15 protein-coding genes and 1 tRNA gene are annotated in these 19,028 nt (G+C 62.2%); 13 read left to right on the top strand and 3 right to left on the bottom strand.

All coding sequences use genetic code 11. From position 1 onward, the window contains the following. Window positions 1-118 precede the first annotated feature (118 nt). Window positions 119-1,306, bottom strand: a complete 1,188-nt coding sequence (locus tag H0P51_RS22730) for a PPE family protein (protein ID WP_180915099.1) — start codon at window positions 1,304-1,306, stop codon at window positions 119-121. Window positions 1,307-1,366: 60 nt separating this feature from the next. Beyond that, on the bottom strand, window positions 1,367-2,248 hold the full coding sequence (locus tag H0P51_RS22725; RefSeq protein ID WP_180915098.1) for a PPE family protein, SVP subgroup: 882 nt from the start codon (window positions 2,246-2,248) through the stop codon (window positions 1,367-1,369). Between the two features lie 358 nt (window positions 2,249-2,606). Here H0P51_RS22725 and H0P51_RS22720 point away from each other — a divergent pair. From H0P51_RS22720 to H0P51_RS22685, 9 genes are all read left to right on the top strand, one after another. Beyond that, window positions 2,607-2,680, top strand: a tRNA-Leu gene (locus tag H0P51_RS22720). A 1,110-nt stretch (window positions 2,681-3,790) separates the two neighbouring features. After that, entirely contained in the window at window positions 3,791-3,976 is a 186-nt protein-coding gene (locus H0P51_RS28260; protein WP_213016710.1) for a hypothetical protein, read from the top strand. A gap of 47 nt (window positions 3,977-4,023) precedes the next feature. Beyond that, window positions 4,024-4,554 carry an SRPBCC family protein gene (locus H0P51_RS22715; protein WP_180915097.1) on the top strand — a complete coding sequence of 177 codons (531 nt, stop codon included), beginning with the start codon at window positions 4,024-4,026 and terminating at the stop codon, window positions 4,552-4,554. 246 nt (window positions 4,555-4,800) lie between these two features. Continuing rightward, window positions 4,801-5,121, top strand: coding sequence for an EthD family reductase (locus H0P51_RS22710; protein WP_180915096.1), 321 nt, complete (start codon window positions 4,801-4,803; stop codon window positions 5,119-5,121). Between the two features lie 537 nt (window positions 5,122-5,658). Next, window positions 5,659-6,624, top strand: coding sequence for a zinc-binding dehydrogenase (locus H0P51_RS22705; protein WP_180915095.1), 966 nt, complete (start codon window positions 5,659-5,661; stop codon window positions 6,622-6,624). A 353-nt stretch (window positions 6,625-6,977) separates the two neighbouring features. Continuing rightward, on the top strand, window positions 6,978-8,015 hold the full coding sequence (locus H0P51_RS22700) for an alcohol dehydrogenase catalytic domain-containing protein (protein ID WP_180915094.1): 1,038 nt from the start codon (window positions 6,978-6,980) through the stop codon (window positions 8,013-8,015). 245 nt (window positions 8,016-8,260) lie between these two features. Next, a complete protein-coding gene (locus tag H0P51_RS22695; RefSeq protein WP_180915093.1) occupies window positions 8,261-9,763 on the top strand; it encodes an aldehyde dehydrogenase family protein in 1,503 nt (500 codons plus the stop codon). 284 nt (window positions 9,764-10,047) lie between these two features. Next, entirely contained in the window at window positions 10,048-11,658 is a 1,611-nt protein-coding gene (locus H0P51_RS22690) for a class I adenylate-forming enzyme family protein (protein ID WP_180915092.1), read from the top strand. A gap of 444 nt (window positions 11,659-12,102) precedes the next feature. Further along, the gene (locus tag H0P51_RS22685; protein ID WP_180915091.1) at window positions 12,103-13,404 is read left to right on the top strand and encodes a helix-turn-helix domain-containing protein; all 1,302 of its coding nucleotides are present in this window, start codon (window positions 12,103-12,105) and stop codon (window positions 13,402-13,404) included. 129 nt (window positions 13,405-13,533) lie between these two features. Here the strand turns inward: H0P51_RS22685 and H0P51_RS22680 are convergent, their stop codons facing one another. Then, complete coding sequence (locus H0P51_RS22680; protein WP_180915090.1) at window positions 13,534-14,220, bottom strand: TetR/AcrR family transcriptional regulator; 687 nt, start codon at window positions 14,218-14,220, stop codon at window positions 13,534-13,536. 696 nt (window positions 14,221-14,916) lie between these two features. On the opposite strand from H0P51_RS22680, the gene H0P51_RS22675 reads away from it, so the two are divergent. From H0P51_RS22675 to H0P51_RS22660, 4 genes are read left to right on the top strand one after another with little or no spacing between them, the layout of a single operon-like run. Then, entirely contained in the window at window positions 14,917-16,635 is a 1,719-nt protein-coding gene (locus tag H0P51_RS22675; RefSeq protein WP_180915089.1) for an AMP-binding protein, read from the top strand. 35 nt (window positions 16,636-16,670) lie between these two features. After that, a complete protein-coding gene (locus H0P51_RS22670) occupies window positions 16,671-17,840 on the top strand; it encodes a thiolase family protein (protein ID WP_246398150.1) in 1,170 nt (389 codons plus the stop codon). A gap of 40 nt (window positions 17,841-17,880) precedes the next feature. After that, window positions 17,881-18,669, top strand: coding sequence for a nitroreductase family protein (locus H0P51_RS22665; RefSeq protein WP_180915087.1), 789 nt, complete (start codon window positions 17,881-17,883; stop codon window positions 18,667-18,669). Then, window positions 18,666-19,028 carry a hypothetical protein gene (locus H0P51_RS22660; RefSeq protein ID WP_180915086.1) on the top strand — a complete coding sequence of 121 codons (363 nt, stop codon included), beginning with the start codon at window positions 18,666-18,668 and terminating at the stop codon, window positions 19,026-19,028. The genes H0P51_RS22665 and H0P51_RS22660 overlap by 4 nt, the downstream gene beginning before the upstream one ends.

The following is a 19,028-nucleotide window of genomic DNA, read 5'->3' as shown; positions in this document are numbered from 1 at the left end:
CTCGTGATGCTGGGTTCTTACTTGGTCATGTGTCTGATAACGCCCCGCGGATGTTACGGCCACACCGCGGCTTCTCGGCTCGAAACTGGCCAGATTCTGTGTTGTTTTTTTCTCGCCGCTAGACCACGACCTGTTTAGGCATGACGACGGGCTTGAAGCCGTATCGCGGACCGGCGTAAGCCCCGGCGCCCTTGGCGGCGGCCGCCATGCCGGGCATGCCCGCCATGACGCCCGGAGCGGCGGCCTCTTCGGCAACCGTCCAGCCACTGCCCGCCAACGCCGTTCCGGCGTTCGCGGCCACCGGCGCAGCGGCGGTCCAACTGGCCGGCACCGACAGGCTGCCGACCAGGGATGCCTCGCCCAGGCTGGCGGCCGCGCCGGCCGCCCCCACCTCGCCGGCCAGACCCGCAGCTGCGCCCTCTGCGGCGGCAGGTGCGGCCGCGGCCACCGCGGCCGCTGCGGAAGCGATGTTGCCGTCGATGGTGTGCCCGGCGAAGATCGCGTTCGGAATGGCGGCGAACACGAACCACGAGGCCGTGACACCGACCTGCTGAATACCGTTGAAGATCAGCGGGGTGCCAAGCAGGCCGTCGAGTGCGCTCAGAAGTTCCTGCACCGGTACCGGCAGCGACTGGAACAGCCCCAATCCGATGGGTTGTACACCTGAGACGAGGTTCGACAACTCACCCTGCAGGCCGCTGACGATACCGCCGAGGGATGAGACCGGTGATTCCGAAGCCGCCGCGGCCACGGCAGCGGACTGGATGCCGGCCGCGCCCGGGTTGGTGGTCTGCGTCGCCGGCGTCAGCGGCTCAAGCACGGCGGCTGCAGCCGCGGCAGCCTGGTATGTGGCCATGGTGACGGCGTCCTGCACCCACATCTCCATGTACTGCGCTTCGGTGGCCATGATCGCCGGGGTGTTGAGGCCCAGGAAGTTCGTCGCCACAAGGGTGGCCAGCAGTGCCCGGTTGGCGGCGATCACCTGAGGGGGAACGACGCCCGCAAAGGCTGCCTCGTAGGCGGCCGCCGACGAGGATGCCTGGATGCCGGCCTGCTCGGCCGCCGCCGCGGTCTGGGTCAACCAGGCCACGTACGGTTGCGCGGCGGCCGCTGCCGATGCCGACCCCGCACCCGTCCACTGCTCGGTGGTCAGCTGGGTGATGATCGACTCGTACTGGGTGGCCGTGGTGCTCAGCTCGGAGGCCAGGTTGTTCCAAGCGGTCGCGGCGGCCATCAGTGGCCCGGCGCCCGCACCGCTGTACATCAACCCGGAGGTGATTTCGGGGGGTGTACCAAAGTAAGACATCTGCTATCCCGTTCCTGTTGGCGTGATTCGGATTTGTCTGTGGGAGTGCGGGTTCGGGGGTTAGACGCTCACCGGCTTCGGCATGACGATGGGCTTGACGCCGTAGCGTGGCGCGCCGAAGCCGGCGCTGTTGCGAGCCGCCGACGCCATTCCCGGCATGCCTGGATAAAACGCTCCGGGTGCCGCCGTCGCGGGTGCCGCCGTGGTCCAGCCGGCGCCGGTCAGGGCGCCGGGGGCGGTGCTGGAGATCAGGGTGCCTCCCGCGGCCCAACTGGGCGGAACCGAAAGCGTGCCGACCATCGTGGCCTCGCCGAGACCCGCGGCGACTGGGGCGCCCGAGACGGCGCTGACTGCACCCGCTGCAGCGGCTGGGGCCTCCGACGCCGCGGCTGCGGCCGCCGCGAGGTCCTCGGGGACGCCATAGCCGTCTGGCATCAGGCCACCACCGGTCAGACCGAGCAGGTTCGAGGACGCCGAGGCCCAGTTGCCGATCTCATAGCTGTTGAAGTTGGACAGGTTGCCGGACAGGCTGAAGGGGTTAGTAGTGGGCCCAGCGCCGCCCAGCAACGTGTCGAGCGAGTTGATGGCGTCGGTGAAGCCCGACAGCGGGCTGCTGCTGGCCCCGGAGGACGCTGCCGACGACAACGATGCGGCGGCCGCGTTGGCCGATTCGGACTGTTCGTAGGTGCCGCTGCTCAACCCCAGCGTCTGCACGAACTGCTCTTGAATCGCCTGGGCCTCGGCGGCGAGCTGCTGGTAGAGCGCCCCGTAAGCGGTGAAGATGCTCGACTGCAGAATCGACACCTGGTCGGCGGCGGCAGGTGCGATGGCGGTGGTGGGGGCCGCAGCGCCTGCGTTCTGTGCTGTGAGTGCACTACCGATCGCTGCCAGCTGCGATGCCGCGGCGGCCAATTCTGCGGGCACTGCTGTCAAAAATGACATCTATTGCTCCCTTGCTTGTGTCGAACGCGCCGACCTTGAGTCCCCGGGTCGGCCTTGGGTGTTTGCGTAACGGCCCCTCTGCGTTGGCGTAACGCTAACCAGCCCTGGCTCCACAGTCCTTGCCGAAAAGGGCAGCTTGGCGGACGTTTACGGCGTCTTAACGCTTGCGCGCGCAGTTTTAACAGGGCCTTGGCGGGCGACATTTTGATGTCACCTGGCGCGCGGGGGCCCGACGCCTCTAATTCGCGTTCGGGCGCGCGGCGCGCGGACGGTACACGACGGGTCGCCTTCGCGCATCTTCGCTTTGGAGGGGGATGGGAGGTTCTGTATCGGGACCGGCGCGCTAGATTGCGCCGAGGCCCCCATAGCCCAATTGGCAGAGGCAGCGGACTTAAAATCCGCACAGTGTCGGTTCGAGTCCGACTGGGGGCACAAGAAACCGCAGTTCAAATGTGGTCCGGGCTGTCTAGCTCTCTGCGCCAGTCTCGGCGTCACCCGGAGGTCGGACCACGCGGTTAATCTGACTCGCCACCGGCAAGCTTAGGAGGAACAGCGATGAACACAGCCGAGCGTCTGTGGAATCTACGGGACCGGCGTGCTGGCGTGGTTGTACGAGCTTCGCTGCACTGGACCACCATCGTCGAGGCTCTTCCGTAGCCGTTGATGACCGGGACGTCCTGGTCTGAAGTTACCCGCGAGGATTTGAACGACGCGGTGCACTGGCTCATTGCGAGCCTTGTGTCAGTAGCCCAGCGGAGGCCGTGGGCCTTGCGCGAAGCGGGCTGCCGAACCTAGTCGAAGGTCAGATCGCCAGATGTCAGCGTCTCCGCGGATGCCAGCACAGGCTAGCTGGGACCTCCGCGCCGTCGCGCCCGTCCGCGTGGCGGGCGCGCGCTATAGACCGGCGCCGGCACGCCACTAAACAGACATCATGTGGCATTATCGAAACTATGTTCGAATTATGAGATGTTTGCCGCGGAGTTCCCGACCTTATTCGCGTGGACCGTCAAGTGCACGGCAATGTGTGGTGCGGGTCTTCCCGGCCTCCGGCGTTCGCAAATTCCAGCTTCCCTCTGGGTGAAGCGGGCGGCTTGTTGCTGGAGCGGGTCATGCTGGCACAACGAGTGGCCTGGATCAGGCGACCCGATGGCGGCTGGCTGCTGCGTCGAGATGCGCGCGCGAGGCGCTGACCTGCGATCCGAGCTCATGATGCGCCTGTGGCCCGGTTAGCGAATGCTCGTGGTCGAAGTCGTCCCGGGGTTTGCCCCGGCTGCTCTGTTATTCGGTCGATCGAGGTATACGCGCCGGCTCGGAGTCCCGTTGCTGTCCGGGCACTGTTAAATGCCTGCGCGTCAACGCAAATGTGTGGGGGAAGAGGTGTCTGTGACACACACTATGTCGCGTTACGCGACATAGTGATGTTTGACTAGACAGGGTGTTGCCTTTGGGTGTGATGCGTGCCTATGCTGACGAGGTCCGACCGTGTATTGATGCGGTGTGCCGGCCAGTGCGTGCCCGGGTGGGAAAGGTGTGGTTGTCGCGGTGGAGTTTGTGGAATCGCCGCCTCGGGCTGGAGCCCCGTGGGACGGTCAGAGTTGGGGCGAGGCCGAGGGGGCTGCGGAGAAGATGATTTATCGATCGATGGCCACGGTGGGTACGGCGCTGGTTGTCCTGGGGGTGTGCCTGGTGGGTTTTTCGCGCAACCGGCTTCGGGGTGTGGGTGGGTGAGTACGGCTTGGGAAGCGAGCCGGTGATTGAGGAAAGGTTCTGGTGGTATGCCTCGTACGCTGTCGTTGTCTGATCAGATTGTTATTGATGTTCCGGTGGACATTGTGTATTCGCGTGTCAGTGATGTGACCGCGATGGGGCAATGGAGCCCGGAGAACACCGGTGGGTCGGTGGTGGGGTCGCACGAGATTGCCCGTGTGGGCACCATGTTCGATGGCCATAACAAGCGTGGCCGGTTGGTGTGGACCACGCGCTGTGAGGTGATTGCTGCCGAGCCCAATGTCAGCTTCGCGTTCGCGGTGCGGGCTGCCGGATTCGGGCGGTATCGTCGCCGTCCGCCTGTCCCGTTTTTCATTCCCACGACGTGGAGCTACCGCTTTGAGGCTGTTGACGAACAGTCCACCCGGCTCACTGAGACGTGGACCGTCGGTCCGTGGCCTGCCGTGTTAATCATGCTGTTTCAGCGGATGACCGCCGACGGTCTCAACGTCCCAGAGATGCAACGCCGCAACCTTCGTATCACCCTGCAAAACATCAAAAATCACCTCGAAGCCGACCACCAACTGGCCCGAACCTAACCCAACCGGCCGACCCATCGCGCGCCCGCTCGACAAGAGTGAGGCAATATTAATAAACTACGTTAGTAATTTCATAGATTAATTGTGACGCCACGAATGCGTGGCAGAATGAATAATCACACTGGGTCTGCGCAGCCGCCGACTGAGTTATATTTCACCGCCAGCCGCCTGTTTTGTCATCATCGCTGAAGAGGACAAACGGAACGCTCGTTGGGATTATTCGTCCGTTAACAAGGAGATGTAAAGGTGTACGAAGTATTCATTGTTCTGCGCGAAAAGCCCGGCAAATCATCAGAAGATTCGATAGCCCATTGGGCGGGTCCGCATGCCGAGTTTGGGAAAAAGCTACCGGGGATCCGAAAATACACCCAGTATCGGTCCATCGGAGAGCCAGGTGGAGGTGCCAACACTTATCTTGGAATAGCGGCTCTGACTTTCGACAGCGAACAGGCATTCCTCGAGATGACCCAGTCGCCGGAATTTGCCGAAACCCTCGAAGATACGAAGCAATGGGCAGACGTGGATCAGCTGGCTATGTTCGCTGTCGATACGGCCAGGTACGTGTAGACATACGTATAGACAGAGGAGCCGCCACAGCCCACCTACCCGCTGCGGTCGTCTCCACGGCCCCAGGCAGCAGCGGTTCGGTTTGCTGGAGCCCGGTGTTGCGGTTTGCCGCAATCGCGCTGTTTTCACGTGGGTCAGGACTCTTGCAGGCGCTACCGAGGTCTGACAGCGCCCAGTGAGGGCATCGGCCCTCGATAGCGGGTTTGCACCGTATCCTCCGGCGGTCTAGCGCGGCTCCGCCGCGCGATGGGCCCCGCTGTTCGCAGAGCACCCGACTGCACGGTAGTGACGCCGACCCGAAGTCCGTGGCGGGGATCTCCGTGCACGGCCATTTCTCTTCTCACTTCTTGGCGCGAGATTTTCACTCGCGGAACGGGCCTGTTGACACTCCGGGCGGCATGGCGATCGGATATGACACGATGTAGCTTGACACGACATATTGTCGTGTTACATGGTGGGGGAGAGACCCGCCGCTTGTGTGAGGCGACCGGGTTTGTCAATCGTTTGTGTCTCATTACTCGCCGAACGGAGCGTGCCATGAAGGCATATCAGTTTGAGTCCCCCGCGACTGGATTGACCCTTGTCGACCTGGCCGAGCCAACCCCGGGACCCGGCCAGGTCGTGATCGACGTTGGGGCCGCCGGCATTTGCCGGTCCGATGTGCACATCCTCAAAGGACACGGCGACGACTGGCTGCGCAAGCGACCGATTGTTCTGGGTCACGAGGTCGCCGGAACTGTCACCGCCCTCGGGCCTCAGGCCGACGGTGTCGCCATCGGGGATCGCGTCGCGGTCGCCTCGATCATTCATCCAATCGAGCAGGCCGACTTCAAGGATGCAATCGGATTGGGCTTCGACGGCGGCTACGCTCTCAAGGCTGCCGTGCCGGTCCGGAATCTGATGCCCATTCCCGACGGCGTCCCGTTTACCCACGCCGCGGTGGCTACCGATGCGATTGCAACCGCTTACCACGCGGTTGTCACCGAAGCCGAGATAGCACCCGGTTCGATAGCGGTGATCGTCGGGCTGGGCGGCCTCGGTCTCAGTGCCGTCCGGATCGCCGCGCTCCAGGGCGCCACCGTCTACGGAGTCGATGTCAACACGACGGTCTTCGATAACGCCCGCGATCAGGGGGCCGCTGCATGTGTCACCAGTATCTTCGAGGTCCCCGAGGGGATCGACGTAGTCCTCGATTTCGCCGGAATGGGGGCCACCACGGCCGACGCTATTGCTGCGGTCAAGCCCGGCGGGTGCGTCGTGGTAGTAGGTCTCGGCGTTGCGGAGGCAACACTTTCTACTAATCAGATAGTCACGAAGAACATTCAGGTCAGGGGCTCTCTTGGGGCCAGCTTCAACGACCTGAAGGCTGTTCTCGATCTCCTCGCCGACGGTTCGCTAGTTCCCTTGGTCGAAGAAGTGCCATTCGACGACCTCGAAGCCGCACTGGAGAGATTGGAGCGGGGAGAGGTGCAAGGTCGTCTGGTCACCTGCCCCACCTCCTGAGCCACCTTGATCTCCGGACGACAGGCAAGGTGCTCGTGCAACCTGGATCCCGAAATGTCGGAGCCGTTAACGCGGCCGGGGCGGTGGACGTGATGAAGACGAGAATCGAAGGGGTGCAGGCGGATTGAACGAGAAGTAAAGGGACGAAGTGGCCGTGGCTGGAGCGACTCGGCAGCGCCGAGACTCATTGGGGCCGGCGGCCGCCGGAGTTGCGCAGCATCTTCTCTCCGGCTGAACAGGCAAGAAACGTAGATCTGTGATGCAGACGCCAAGACAAGCTCATATTGCTTTGACGCCTGACGCCTGACGCAACGCAGAAGCCATCAAAACAACCTCGATCCGGAGCAAACCACATGAAAGCACTTGTTATTCACGGCCCCCAAGACTTGCGCTACGAAACTGTCGACGACCCGAAAATAAGTGATCCAAGGGACTTGATTATCGCGGTGAAGAAATGCGGCATCTGCGGCAGCGACTTGCATTTACTCCACGGAACGCTACCGGCGCCACGCGCAGCTTATGGCGTAGGTCATGAGGCGGTCGGAGAAGTTGTCGAGGCGGGAAGCGCCGTATCGGAATTGAAGGTCGGAGACGCCGTCATGCTGGCAGCGTCGACGGGCTGTGGGCAATGCCTGCCCTGTTTGACGGGCCACATTAAGCGGTGTGAAAAAAGTCGGCTGCAGGTCTATGGCGTCGGGGGAGGTCTCGAGGGCTGTCAAGCTGAGGCGGTGCTGGTTCCAGCCGGTGACTTCAATGCGGCCCGGATTCCTGATGGCGTCACCGAGGAGCAAGCAATTCTGTTGACCGATAACCTCCCGACTGCTTACGGCGCGTGTCTGAATGCCAATATCAGGCCGGGCTGCACTGTCGGGGTCGTTGGCCTTGGACCAATCGGGCTGATGGCAGTGGAACTCGCCTATGTCATGGGAGCAAGTCGTGTCTATGCGATCGACCTGGTCGCTGAGCGCCGACAGATCGCGGAGCAAATCGGTGCCATTGCGTTAGTGCCCGACGAAGCCATCGAGCATGTCAAGGCGGATACCAAAGGCAAGATGATTGATTGCGTGGTCGAGGCCGTTGGAGCAGATGCGACCGTAGAGCTTGCGCTCGGGCTCGTTAGGGTATCGGGCAATATTTCAATCCTGGGCGTCAGTATGGATATCGGCTTCAAGATACCAAGTGAGGTATTCTTGAATGGCGTCACAATTGCAGCTGATTACTTGACCGAAGTAGCCCGGCATTGGCCGGATCTAATACCAATGATTCAGTCGGGGCGAATCAAGCCGGAACGATTTATCACAAACCGTTCCGGTCTGGCGGATGGCGTAGAGGCCTACAAGCGCTTTGAAAGACGCGAACAGGGAGTGCTGAAAGCCGTTCTGACTCCGTGAATGGAGTGGCACCATTGGGTGCCTCGTCGGGGATGCGATTGCGTCGGGTGCGCTGTTTAACGTCGGGTGCGCTGTTTAACGTTGTGGCGTGGTGTTTGGGTGTCAAGCGTGTTTCGCGATTGTTGTATTGGGAGTGTGATGCCCCTGCGGCGCGCAAAATCTGCACATCCAGCGGCGAGGCGGGGTCGTTAGCGTCGTGGCAGTGATCGCGGCTTCAAGCCCTACGATGAGGAGAAGTAGTCAGCATGGCGTCTGATGTTCTGGAAACCAACATCCACCCGGGGGTGGCGGGATTTCTATCACAACCCAAGAAGTTGCTGATTGACGGGAGCTGGGTGGACTCGTCGTCGGGAGAGACGTTCGAGACGGTTGATCCGGCGACTGGGCGCACGCTGACCTCCGTTGCCCGGGCGGGAAATGAGGATGTCGAGCGGGCGGTGCGTGCGGCGCGTGCGGCGTTCGATTCTGGTGCGTGGTCGCGGTTTACTCCGGCGCAGCGCCAGGAGGTGTTGTGGAAGATCGGCGCTGGTCTGGTCGACAAGGCGGCGCAGTTCGGTCAGCTGGAGTGCTTCGACAACGGGAAGTCAGCCGTGATCGCGACCAACGTTGACGTTGTGTGGGCTGCTGATGTGTTCAAGTATTACGCCGGGTGGGCGACCAAGATCGAAGGCACCACGATCACTCCATCGGTGCCTTGGCTTCCCGGATCGCAATGGCATGCCTATACGTTGCGTGAGCCGGTTGGTGTCTGCGGTCAGATTATTCCGTGGAACTTTCCGTTGGTCATGGCGGCCTTCAAGATTGCACCGGCGTTGGCTGCTGGCAACACGGTGATCCTCAAACCGGCCGAACAGACCCCGTTGACCGCGCTGATGCTCGGCGAGCTCATTGAGGAGGTCGGTATTCCCGCTGGTGTGGTCAACATACTTACCGGCTTTGGTGATGTTGGCGCCGCTCTTGCCGAACATCGTGACGTAGACAAGATCGCTTTCACCGGCTCGACGGAGGTCGGTAGGAAGATCGTCGGTGCGGCAAGGGGAAACCTGAAGAAGGTTTCGCTGGAACTTGGTGGGAAGTCACCCAACATCGTCTACGCCGACGCCGACTTCAGTGAAGCGATACCCGGCTCGGCCAACGCCTGGTTGTTCAACCACGGCCAAGCGTGTGTCGCCGGCAGCCGGCTCTTCGTGGAGGACAAGATTTTTGACGAGTTCACCAGTGGAGTCGCCGAGTTCGCTGCCAACGTCAAGATCGGGCCCGGAATCGATGAGACCACCGAGGTCGGCCCGCTGGTCTCAGCCGAACAGCTAGCGAGGGTGACTGGCTACCTAGAACAGGGTTTGGCCGACGGTGCCCGCGCCCTTTCTGGTGGTCGCCGCCACGGCGACGCTGGCTTCTATGTGGAGCCCACGGTACTGGTGGATGTCGACGACACGATGAGTGTGGTCCGGGAGGAGATCTTCGGGCCGGTGGTCGTCGCCCTGCCCTTCAACGCCGCGGACGGTCCGGTGGGAGCCGCCAACGATTCGGAATACGGTCTGGCGGCGGGCATCTGGACCCGCGATATCTCTCGTGCTCACCGAACAGCGCGGCAGATCAAGGCAGGGTCAGTGTGGATCAACTGCTACAACGCATTTGATAGCGCTATTCCCTTCGGCGGCTACAAACAATCGGGTTGGGGTCGAGAGCTTGGGCCTGAGGCGATCGATCTCTACACGCAGACCAAAGCTGTCAACGTGCGGCTTTGATCATTGCCGAGCTCGCAGATCCCACAACGAATCCCACCGTCTGAGCCAGTGGCATCGCTAAAGGAGCGACCATCCATGCGTACTCGTGTAGCTCGATCTGGCCCATCGCCGGGACGAGTCAACAATCCCGGCCACAAGCAAATCGGGGTGCGTACGTACGTTCGGTTCCGACCCTTGTGACTATGAACTGCGCTACAACACAGGTGAACGGTGGACTCAGCGCAGGTGGTGTAACCGCTTCCGCCGATCCGCAACAGCCCTCTAGTTCAAGGGGATTCATCGTTATGGACAACGGGAGCGTCCGCTCACTACCGGCTACATTCGCCGCGCGGTGGGAGCGTGCCAGTGCAATATACCCGGGCAATGCCTTCCTCCTCTTCGAGGAGCGCGGCGGGACTATCCGGACGTGGACCTACGCAGAGTTCGATGCTGTGGTGACGCGCGCGGCGATAGCGCTGGGCGCAAGGGGCGTTACCGCGGGGGATTCTATTCATCTCGTGCTGTCGAACTGCCCGGCATTTGTCGCGTTATGGCTCGCGGCGGCACGAATCGGCGCTTATATGATTCCCGTCGATCCGGCCTCGACGTCACGCGATATCGGAAACCAGACCCGCCGGGTACACCCTGTGCTCGCGTTCTGTGCCGCCGAACGTGCCGACACGTATCGAAGCGGCTCACGAACCACCGTTATCGAGGTCAACGAGACAAGCGCTGACGTCGATCCCGGTGGCCCGCTCGATATCGGCGGTAGGGATCTAGTTGGAATTGGCGCACCGACCCCCATGGACTGGATGGCCGTCATGTTCACATCCGGAACCACGTCGGTGCCCAAAGGTGTTGTCCTGACTCAACACAACTACGCTTACGTCGCGGACACAATGTCGGAGCTGATCGATCTGCGCGCCCATCACCGATGGCTGGCCACCCTCCCGCTGTTTCACGCCAACGCGCAGTACTACTGCTTCGCTTCCGCGATTGCCGTCGGTGCCAGTGTCGCCCTGACGGCGGGCTTCTCAGCGTCGCGGTGGGTGACACAAGCGCGAACACTCGGTGCGACGCACGCCAGTCTGTTCGCCGCGCCTATCCGGATGATCCTTGCGCGCAACGCAGATGCGGGGGCACCCCTGCAACTTGATCACGTGTGGTTCGCCCAGAATCTCGGCGCGTCGCACTATGAGGAATTCTCGGCGCTCGTCGGATGTAAGCCGCGCCAGCTGTACGGGATGACCGAGACGCTGGCAGTAGTGACTTGCGATCTCTCGTCCCAGCCGCGGTGTAATGTCATCGGGTCAGTAGCAGCCGGGCGGCCGATTCTGATCGTCGACCCGGACACCGGCGAGCCGACGATTGACCCACGCCCTGGCGAACTCGTGGTCGGTGGTAAGCGCGGTGAGACCTTATTCGTCGGTTACCTGGATGATGAGCAGGTCACCGAGGCTGTGTTCGAGGAAGCTGGCGGAATCGACTGGTTCCATACGGCCGACATAGTTAGCCGGGCGGATGACGGGCATCTGGAGTTCGTCGGCCGCTCCGACGACGTCATTAAGGTTGCGGGCGAGAATGTCAGCCTCGCGCAGGTAGAAGCCGTGGTCTCCCAGTCGCCCGGGGTCCTCGAGGCCGCGGTGATTGCCGGGCATGATCCGGTCCGTGGTGCCGTGCCGATCGCCTATGTGGTCCCTAAGAATCGGGCGGACCCACCTGCCGTTGAGAGTCTCGAACGTTGGGCGACACAGGAACTGGTATCGGCGATGAGACCTCGCAAATGGCATATTATCGATGCGCTTCCCAGGACGAGCGTGGGAAAGATCCGCAAATTCAAACTTCCCAACAACGACGAAACCGTAGTATCAGGACTCTCACCGGGCGATAGCATCCGGGCTGGCCGGATCGTCTAGCGTCTCGTGAGAATGGCCGTAGCGCGGTAAATGCGGGACGATGTAAAGGCGTGGTCCGTAGCCGCGAGTTGAGGAGAATGCAGCGTGCGCGGTGTTCAGGATTCAGCCCCTACGACAACTACCGAATCGATCATCTCGAACTCGTGGAGGCGGTCTAAGCTCTACGGGGTCAGCCCGGCGGTCGGAACGTCCGCGATACCCCAATCGGATTTCGACCCGCACAGCAAGTTGCTGAGGGCATCACGACCGATTCTTGACGATTTGGCGTCAGATCTTCAGGATCAGCCATTCGGGGCGATTCTGACCGACGAGAACTCTCGTATTGTCGAGCGGCGCTTCGGGCGTCGGCAATTCGGCACCGCACTCGATGACATCCAGGCCGTGCCAGGCTGCGATTATTCCGAATCCGTCATCGGTACCAACGCATTGGGCACCTGCTGCGAGGTGGGCAAGCCCGTTTCAGTGATTGGGAGCGACCATTTCAGCGAAGCTTTGAAAGAGTTCTGCTGCTATGGCGTCCCAATCAGGAACCGGATCACCAGGCGGCTTGCCGGTTCTATGGATATCTGCGGACACGCAGGTGATTGGGAGCGGCTGTTCGCTCCGTTGGTGCACAACGCGGTTCGACAGATCGAACAACGCCTGATCGAAACCAGCAGCAAGGCAGACCAGAGACTGATCACCGAATACCACGTGGCGCTTGGCCAGCGAAAGGTGCCGATCATCGCCCTGAGTGACTCGGTGACGATGTCCAGCCCCAAAGCCCTCGACCTGGTCCATGCGGTCGACTTCGCGCTGTTTCACGAAGCTCGCCAAAGCATGACCGATCGGGAAATGTACTGGACTGCAACGTTGACCAGCGGCCACACGGTGTCAATTCATGCCCGCCGCGTCGACGGTGATGGCACGCTCTTTGAGCTGACCCCCGTCAGCGGTGCAGAACTCGAGCACCCGCCGTGCGATTCGTCGATGAAGTCATCGAGGTCGCGACCCACGGGACCGCTGATGATCGTCGGAGAGCCGGGCTCGGGTCGAACTACCGCCGCAGTGAAGGCCCTCGGATCCGCTGCGATGCGCTACCTGAACCCTGCCGACATTGATCGGATTGGTCAGGCGGCGTGGATTCGGTCGGAGTTGACCGCGGCATCACGGAGTACTCCAACGGTGATCAAGAATGTCGATCTACTTCCTGACTCTGTCGCCGCAGCCTTGGCGGATTGGTTAAGAAGCGGGCGGGGGCCTGCGCTACTCGCCATGACATGCGCCGATGACATCGCGCTCTCTGCCCGTCAGGCGATCTTGACAGCTCAGTGCACGCGCACGATCTACCTGAAGCCGCTTCGTGATCGGATGGATGAGCTGCCGGCGATCGTCGCGGAGATGATCGCGGACCGGGGTGCGCCCACGGTGCATTTCACGATGTCTGCCATGGAGAAGATGCTGCAGTATCCGTGGCCCGGAAATCTTGAGGAGCTCCGCACCGTCGTCAACGAAGCAATTTCGCGACGCCCTACCGGCGGGATCGTTCTCACGGATCTACCCCTGCGATTGAGGACTGGTGCTAAGTCGAACCTGACCCGACTCGAACAGCTGGAACGCGACGCTATCGTTCAAGCACTGCGGCGATCGAATCTCAACAAGACGAAGGCTGCGCAAGATCTAGGCGTCAGCCGTCGCAGCCTGTACAACAAACTGCGCGCATTGCGCATAGACACCAATCCAGCCAGCGTCCGTACCACCACATAAAAAGGCATGTCGCGGCACGGGCTCATGCGTAAAGCTGCTGTGAAAAGGCGAAAATGGCGGCTTGGTCAACGAACAGGGGCGAGTCGCGGCTGTGGAGCGCGCCGTGGGAGTTGCTGGTATATGGGGTTTTTAGCCAATGCGGCGCCAACTCGGCGATGACGAGTTACTGGGTGCGGCACCGATATGCAACGTACCGCACCACATATCCGCGAGCAGATCAAGAACCCAGTCACGGTCGCAGTCGACAACGCGCTGAACAATCCATCGAAAACAGAACTGATCAAGTTGACTCACAAGAAGTTGAACTCTCAGCTGGGCTTCCGTCCGCTGCCTGTCGGTGGTGAATTGTGCGAGATAGCCGCGCAATTCGTTGGACAGCGCATCGAGATAAGATTTCCACAGGTTCGCGACCTGGTGATCAACCGCCGTGGCCTCCTGTACTGCGGGGAGGATAGCCGCATTTTGTTCCCACCAGTGCAGTGCGCCCTCCAGCCATTCACGGATGGCCGCGGGCGAGTCGGTCAGTAGCGCTTGGTCGAGCTGCTGCCAGTACTGGGCTGTCTCGCTGAACATCGCGTCGAGAACTGAGAGGAAGCATTCCGCTTTGCCTGCGAAATGTGCATAGAAAGTGACGCGATTGATTTCGGCTTCGGTTGTGATGTCGCTAATCGATGTCGCGCTATACCCGGCCGATTCGAAAGCGGTCCGTGCCGCGTCGACCAGACGGTTGCGGGTGAGTCGCTTCTGCTCAGCACGAACAGGACCGCGGCGACCATGTGGTGACGTCGACGCATCGCTTTTGTCGACTGGCGCCATTCTCATAGTGTACCTATTGGGGTGTTCTGATTGCTCTGGTGTCTCACGGTATGCGCACGGCTCTTGGGCGTTCGAGCGGCGCAGCTGGCCTGCAAGTTTAGGGAAGAGTGCCTGTCCTTCTGACGTGCCGGACCGGTCAAGGCAGGAGAAGTTAAGGTGCTCGACGAGCCGAGGTTTTTCACGACACCCGAATTGCCGCCCCGCGCCACAGAACATTCCCGGCAGACGTGCAGCTCGTCGCCGCCGATACGCCTGGCCTGGCATGACTCGCGGAGTTGAACCGACAGGTCCCCGGAGGGCGCTTCACGCCTTCGGCCTCCATCGCTGGAACCGCGACGATCGCTGAACATGCACGCGGACAACAGCATTCACTTTTTCGATGCCGCCTGCCAATACTACTGGCACAAAGGAACGCGATCGCCGCGAGTGGAGGTTCAGTCGGGCGGCTCCACTCCTGGATTGACACCCAGCTCGCAACATCAAAGTCTCGCAACATCAATGTCGAGATTCAGCGAGGGGGGCACACACCAGCGCGCGGTTTGGATGCCGCGGCGCGCCAGCGATGAGTCGTTTGCGGGGTCGTCTCGAAAATCCTCGAACCGCAGTGATCGGCGCCCGGCGCCCTCGTGAATCGCCTGATGAGTAGCGCCTGAGCCATTGTGCGATTGCGCCAATCGCGGGCCAGGAGTTGGGCAGGTGCCGACATTGATCCCGGGAGGTTTCGCTTTCCATGATGAGTGGCGGTCCCTGGACGCTCGGTCTGCCGCGGTGTTTCTTGCCCGCGCGCAGACGGCCCGACGACGGATCCAGACGAACTTGATGGGAGTGCGCAGCATGGGTCGAGCACGCGGTGTCGTGGAGGATCTCGTGCGCGTGCGGGTGGCCGAACACCCCGATGCCGTGTGGCTGAAGTGGCGCGACGAAGAGATCTCATGGCGCGAGGTGCTGTCCTACGCGCGGCGCGCCGCGAACGGACTGCTGGAGCTTGGCGTAAAGCCAGGTGAACGTGTCGCGCTCATGATGTCCAATCGACCTGAGTTCATCTGGCTGTACCTGGGTGTCGCCTTCATCGGCGCACGATCGGTTCCGATCAACATTTCGCAGCGTGGAGCGGCATTGGCTCACATCCTTCATGACTGCGACGCGGTGGCGATCGTTTTCGAAAACAACCTGCGCGATGTGGTGCACAGCGTCTCGCGCCACCTAACTGCCCTGCGCCGACTGGTAGTAGTAGATGGACCGCTGGGGCCAGACGTCGATGCAGATGTACCCCGCCTGCTGGCCGGGTCGGACGCCGAGCCCGACGTCGAGATCACCGATCCCGGTGGGGGGATCGGCATGATGTACACCTCGGGCACGACAGGACCGCCCAAGGGTGTTGTCGCGCACCACTACGACCTCACACCGATCCGTCGACTGCTCGACGCATCGCGGGTGCAGCCTGGCGAGACGATGTACACCGGCTTGCCGCTATTCCACGGCAACGCGTTGTTGGTTTCTATGCTCGGCTCGATCATGCTGGACGCGAAGCTGGCGCTGGCGCCGAAGTTCACCGCCTCTGGTCTGTGGGACGACTGTCGACGCTACGACGCCGTCGAGTTCAACTCGCTCGGTGGGATGATCTCCATACTGCTCAAGCAGCCACCTAGCCCGCGCGATCGCGACCATCGAGTGAAAACCGTCCTCTCCGCAGGATGCCCTCCTGGCCGCTGGCGGGAGTTCGAGAAGCGTTTCGGGGTACGGATCGTCGAGTGGTTCGGCATGGTCGATGCACCGGGGATTCTGCTAAATTCCGAAGGCCGTGTCGGCTCCATGGGCCGTTCGGGCATCGCAGACGTCGAGTTCGCTGTGGTCGACGATCGCGACCGGCCGCTGCCGGCCGGTCGGGTCGGGGAGTTGGTGTTCCGTCATCCGCGGGGCAGGCTGACCAGCTACCACAAACTTCCGGCGCTGACCGAGCGCGCATACCGAGGCGGCTGGTTCCATTCCGGCGATCTGGCCGAGGTTGACTCGGAAGGGCATTTCTACTACCGCGGGCGGCGCAAAGAGTCAATTCGAAGGCTCGGCGAGAACATCTCAGCATGGGAGATTGAGTCCGCTCTTGACGCCCATCCAGGCGTTCTCGATTGTGCCGCGCATGCGGTGGAATCTCCGAACGGCGAGGACGAAGTGAAAGTCTGCATCGTTCCGAAGGTCGGCGCGCGATTCACGCCTGAGGAAGTGATCGACTTCTGCATTGGGCGGATGGCCCACTACGCCGTGCCGCGCTACGTCGAGATCGTTGACGCGCTGCCCAAGACCGCGACGGAACGCAACCAGTACGGAGTCCTCAGAGGGCGCGGCCTCACGTCAGGAACGTGGGACCGAGAGGCGGCGGGCTACCGGATGGATGCACAAAGAAGGGCGAGGCGATGAACGAAGCCGGAACGGTCCGGATTGTAGGCACAGGCATGACTGCATTCGGCAAATGGCCGCAGAGCACGATCCGGGAGTTGGCCGAGGCCGCGGTCGCGGAGGCGTTGGGAGACGCTGCGATGAGCCCCGACGAAGTCGGCATCGTGTTTTTCGGCAACGCTGTCGCCGGTTTGATGAGCGGGCAGGAGATGATCCGCGGTCAGGCTGCGCTGCGACGCACTGGACTGCTCGGTCTTCCCATCGTCAATGTGGAGAACGCCTGCGCATCGGCGTCGACGGCTCTGAACCTCGCTGTCTCCTCGGTGGCGTCCGGCGCGTACGACGTCGCGATCGCTGTCGGGGCGGAAAAGCTCACAGACCCGGACAAAACTCGCGCGTTCGACGCCATCGGTTCAGCCGTCGATTTGTTCGAGCTCGATATGATCCGACGTCGTGTCGCAGGTGACACACCGGTCGACGAGGGCAAGCGATCCTTCTTCATGGATGTTTATGCCTCGATCGCTCGGGATTATATGCGGGCCTCGGGAGCCACCGCAGCAGACTTCGCCGAAGTGGTGGTGAAGAGCCACTACCACGGGGCGCTCAATCCGAAGGCACAGTACCGTCGCCGGGTGACAGCGGGCGAAGTGCTGTCGAGCCGGGTCGTGACCGATCCGCTCACATTGTTGATGTGCTCGCCGATTGGCGACGGTGCCGCCGCAGTCGTGGTGTGTTCGCCCGCGCGCGCGGCGCGGCGCGCCGGGCCGTCGGTTCGCGTCCGCAGCACCGTGCTCACCTCCGGAACCGAGCGCGATCGCGACCAGCCGGGATCAGTTGAGCGCGCCGCAGTTCAGGCGTACGAGGCGGCCGGGATCGGCCCTTACGATTTGGATGTAATCGAGTTGCATGACGCCGCAGCTCCTGCTGAGCTCGTCGCCTACGAGGAACTCGGATTGTGCGCGCCCGGCGGCGGACCGGGGCTGCTGCGTTCTGGGCGGACCCGACTTGGCGGATCGACGGTCGTCAACCCCAGCGGCGGACTGTTATCGAAAGGCCACCCGATCGGCGCCACCGGTTGCGCGCAGATCGTTGAACTCGCCGACCAGCTCCGGGGGCGGTGTGGCGCACGCCAGGTTGAAGGGGCCCGCGTCGCGCTGGCCCAAAACGCCGGAGGCTACCTCGGCGCAGACGGCGCGGCCGCGGTCATCACCATTCTGTCGACCTGAGTCGGCGTCGGCCCGGGTACCCAACACGAAGGGACGGACAATGGAGTTCAAGCAGGTAGTCGGTGACCGTCGGACTATCCGGTTCTTTGAACCGGAGGAGCCGGTCGAGGAGGCGAAGATCCAGGTCATGCTCGAGGCGGCCAATCGGTCGTCGCGGTCGGTGAACGGAGACTTCGTCAAAGCGGTCGTCTGCTATCGGGACGAGTTGCCCGATGAGGTGCGAGAGCAACTCAAGACTCCCACAAGCACGGTACAGCTGGAGCTCGCTCCGGTCGTGATCTTCTGGTGGGGCGACACCGAGTACCACATCGGCGGGCGGGAGCGGCTCAAGGAACTGGTGGATTTGGGAGCACTGGCGCCCACTCACGGGTGGTCGCATGCCTACGTCGACGAAGTTGCATACGGTCAGGTGGTGAAGGCGGTCGCCGCGGACCCTGCTGTCAACGCATGGATGGTCTCCGTCGAATGCGGCTTGGCGATCAACCAGGCGATGTTGGCCGCCGTTGACGAAGGTCTCGGTGTCGGGCTTTCGGCGTTCAACGTCGACGTGGCGCGCGAGGTGCTGAAGGTCCCGGATACGTGGATCCCGATGTGGGCGCTGCTGGTGGGCTACCCCGCCGAGGACCGGCTTGCCGGTGGCCAACGGCCGCGTCGACCGTTGAGTGAGCACTTTTTCCGTGGTAGGTACGGAGTGCCGTGGGAGGAGGACCCGGCGGTCACCGCGCGACTGCGTCAGGAGGGGATGATCCAACCATCGATGGAGGGCGACATCGCCGCCCGCCAGACGGAGATCCGGGCGCTGGCGGACCGCTTTGGGCTGCCGCTGTGAACGATGGCCCAACCGGCCTGGCCGACCACCCGCGCGTGCGGCGTTGGCTGGAGGCGACCGGGCATGATAGGGCTGATGCCGAAGTGCGAGGCCGGTTCCTGCAGGTCCTCTGGGGATTTTTGTCGCACGCGGAGTTGAGCCCCGATGCGCTGGTCGAGTTTTGCTTCCTCAGGAAGAGGGAGACAGGAGAGCGATTCCTCAGCACGAAGCGGCGAGTCGCCGTCAATGAGTTGATCGCCTCGTATGTTGATCGGCAGGGCTGGTCGGGCAAAGAGGCCGTCGTCAACGCAAATGTCGTACGCAGCTTCCTCATCCACAACGGCGTTCTCATTCAGGGCGGGGTGTGGACGCGAGGCTAG

Origin of the sequence: Mycobacterium vicinigordonae (genome assembly GCF_013466425.1) — a bacterium.
Taxonomy (GTDB): Bacteria; Actinomycetota; Actinomycetes; order Mycobacteriales; family Mycobacteriaceae; genus Mycobacterium; species Mycobacterium vicinigordonae.
The sequence above is the reverse complement of the archived record's forward strand: the minus strand, read 5'-3'. Positions and strand labels throughout refer to the sequence as shown.

Bases quoted from the DNA above. Each gene is read 5' to 3' on its own strand.
- H0P51_RS22695 (WP_180915093.1), top strand. From the start codon at position 8,261: ATGGCGTCTGATGTTCTGGAAACCAACATCCACCCGGGGGTGGCGGGA.
- H0P51_RS22680 (WP_180915090.1), bottom strand. From the start codon at position 14,220: ATGGCGCCAGTCGACAAAAGCGATGCGTCGACGTCACCACATGGTCGC.
- H0P51_RS22715 (WP_180915097.1), top strand. From the start codon at position 4,024: ATGCCTCGTACGCTGTCGTTGTCTGATCAGATTGTTATTGATGTTCCG.
- H0P51_RS22700 (WP_180915094.1), top strand. From the start codon at position 6,978: ATGAAAGCACTTGTTATTCACGGCCCCCAAGACTTGCGCTACGAAACT.
- H0P51_RS22730 (WP_180915099.1), bottom strand. From the start codon at position 1,306: ATGTCTTACTTTGGTACACCCCCCGAAATCACCTCCGGGTTGATGTAC.
- H0P51_RS22690 (WP_180915092.1), top strand. From the start codon at position 10,048: ATGGACAACGGGAGCGTCCGCTCACTACCGGCTACATTCGCCGCGCGG.
- H0P51_RS22670 (WP_246398150.1), top strand. From the start codon at position 16,671: ATGACTGCATTCGGCAAATGGCCGCAGAGCACGATCCGGGAGTTGGCC.
- H0P51_RS22665 (WP_180915087.1), top strand. From the start codon at position 17,881: ATGGAGTTCAAGCAGGTAGTCGGTGACCGTCGGACTATCCGGTTCTTT.
- H0P51_RS22705 (WP_180915095.1), top strand. From the start codon at position 5,659: ATGAAGGCATATCAGTTTGAGTCCCCCGCGACTGGATTGACCCTTGTC.
- H0P51_RS22725 (WP_180915098.1), bottom strand. From the start codon at position 2,248: ATGTCATTTTTGACAGCAGTGCCCGCAGAATTGGCCGCCGCGGCATCG.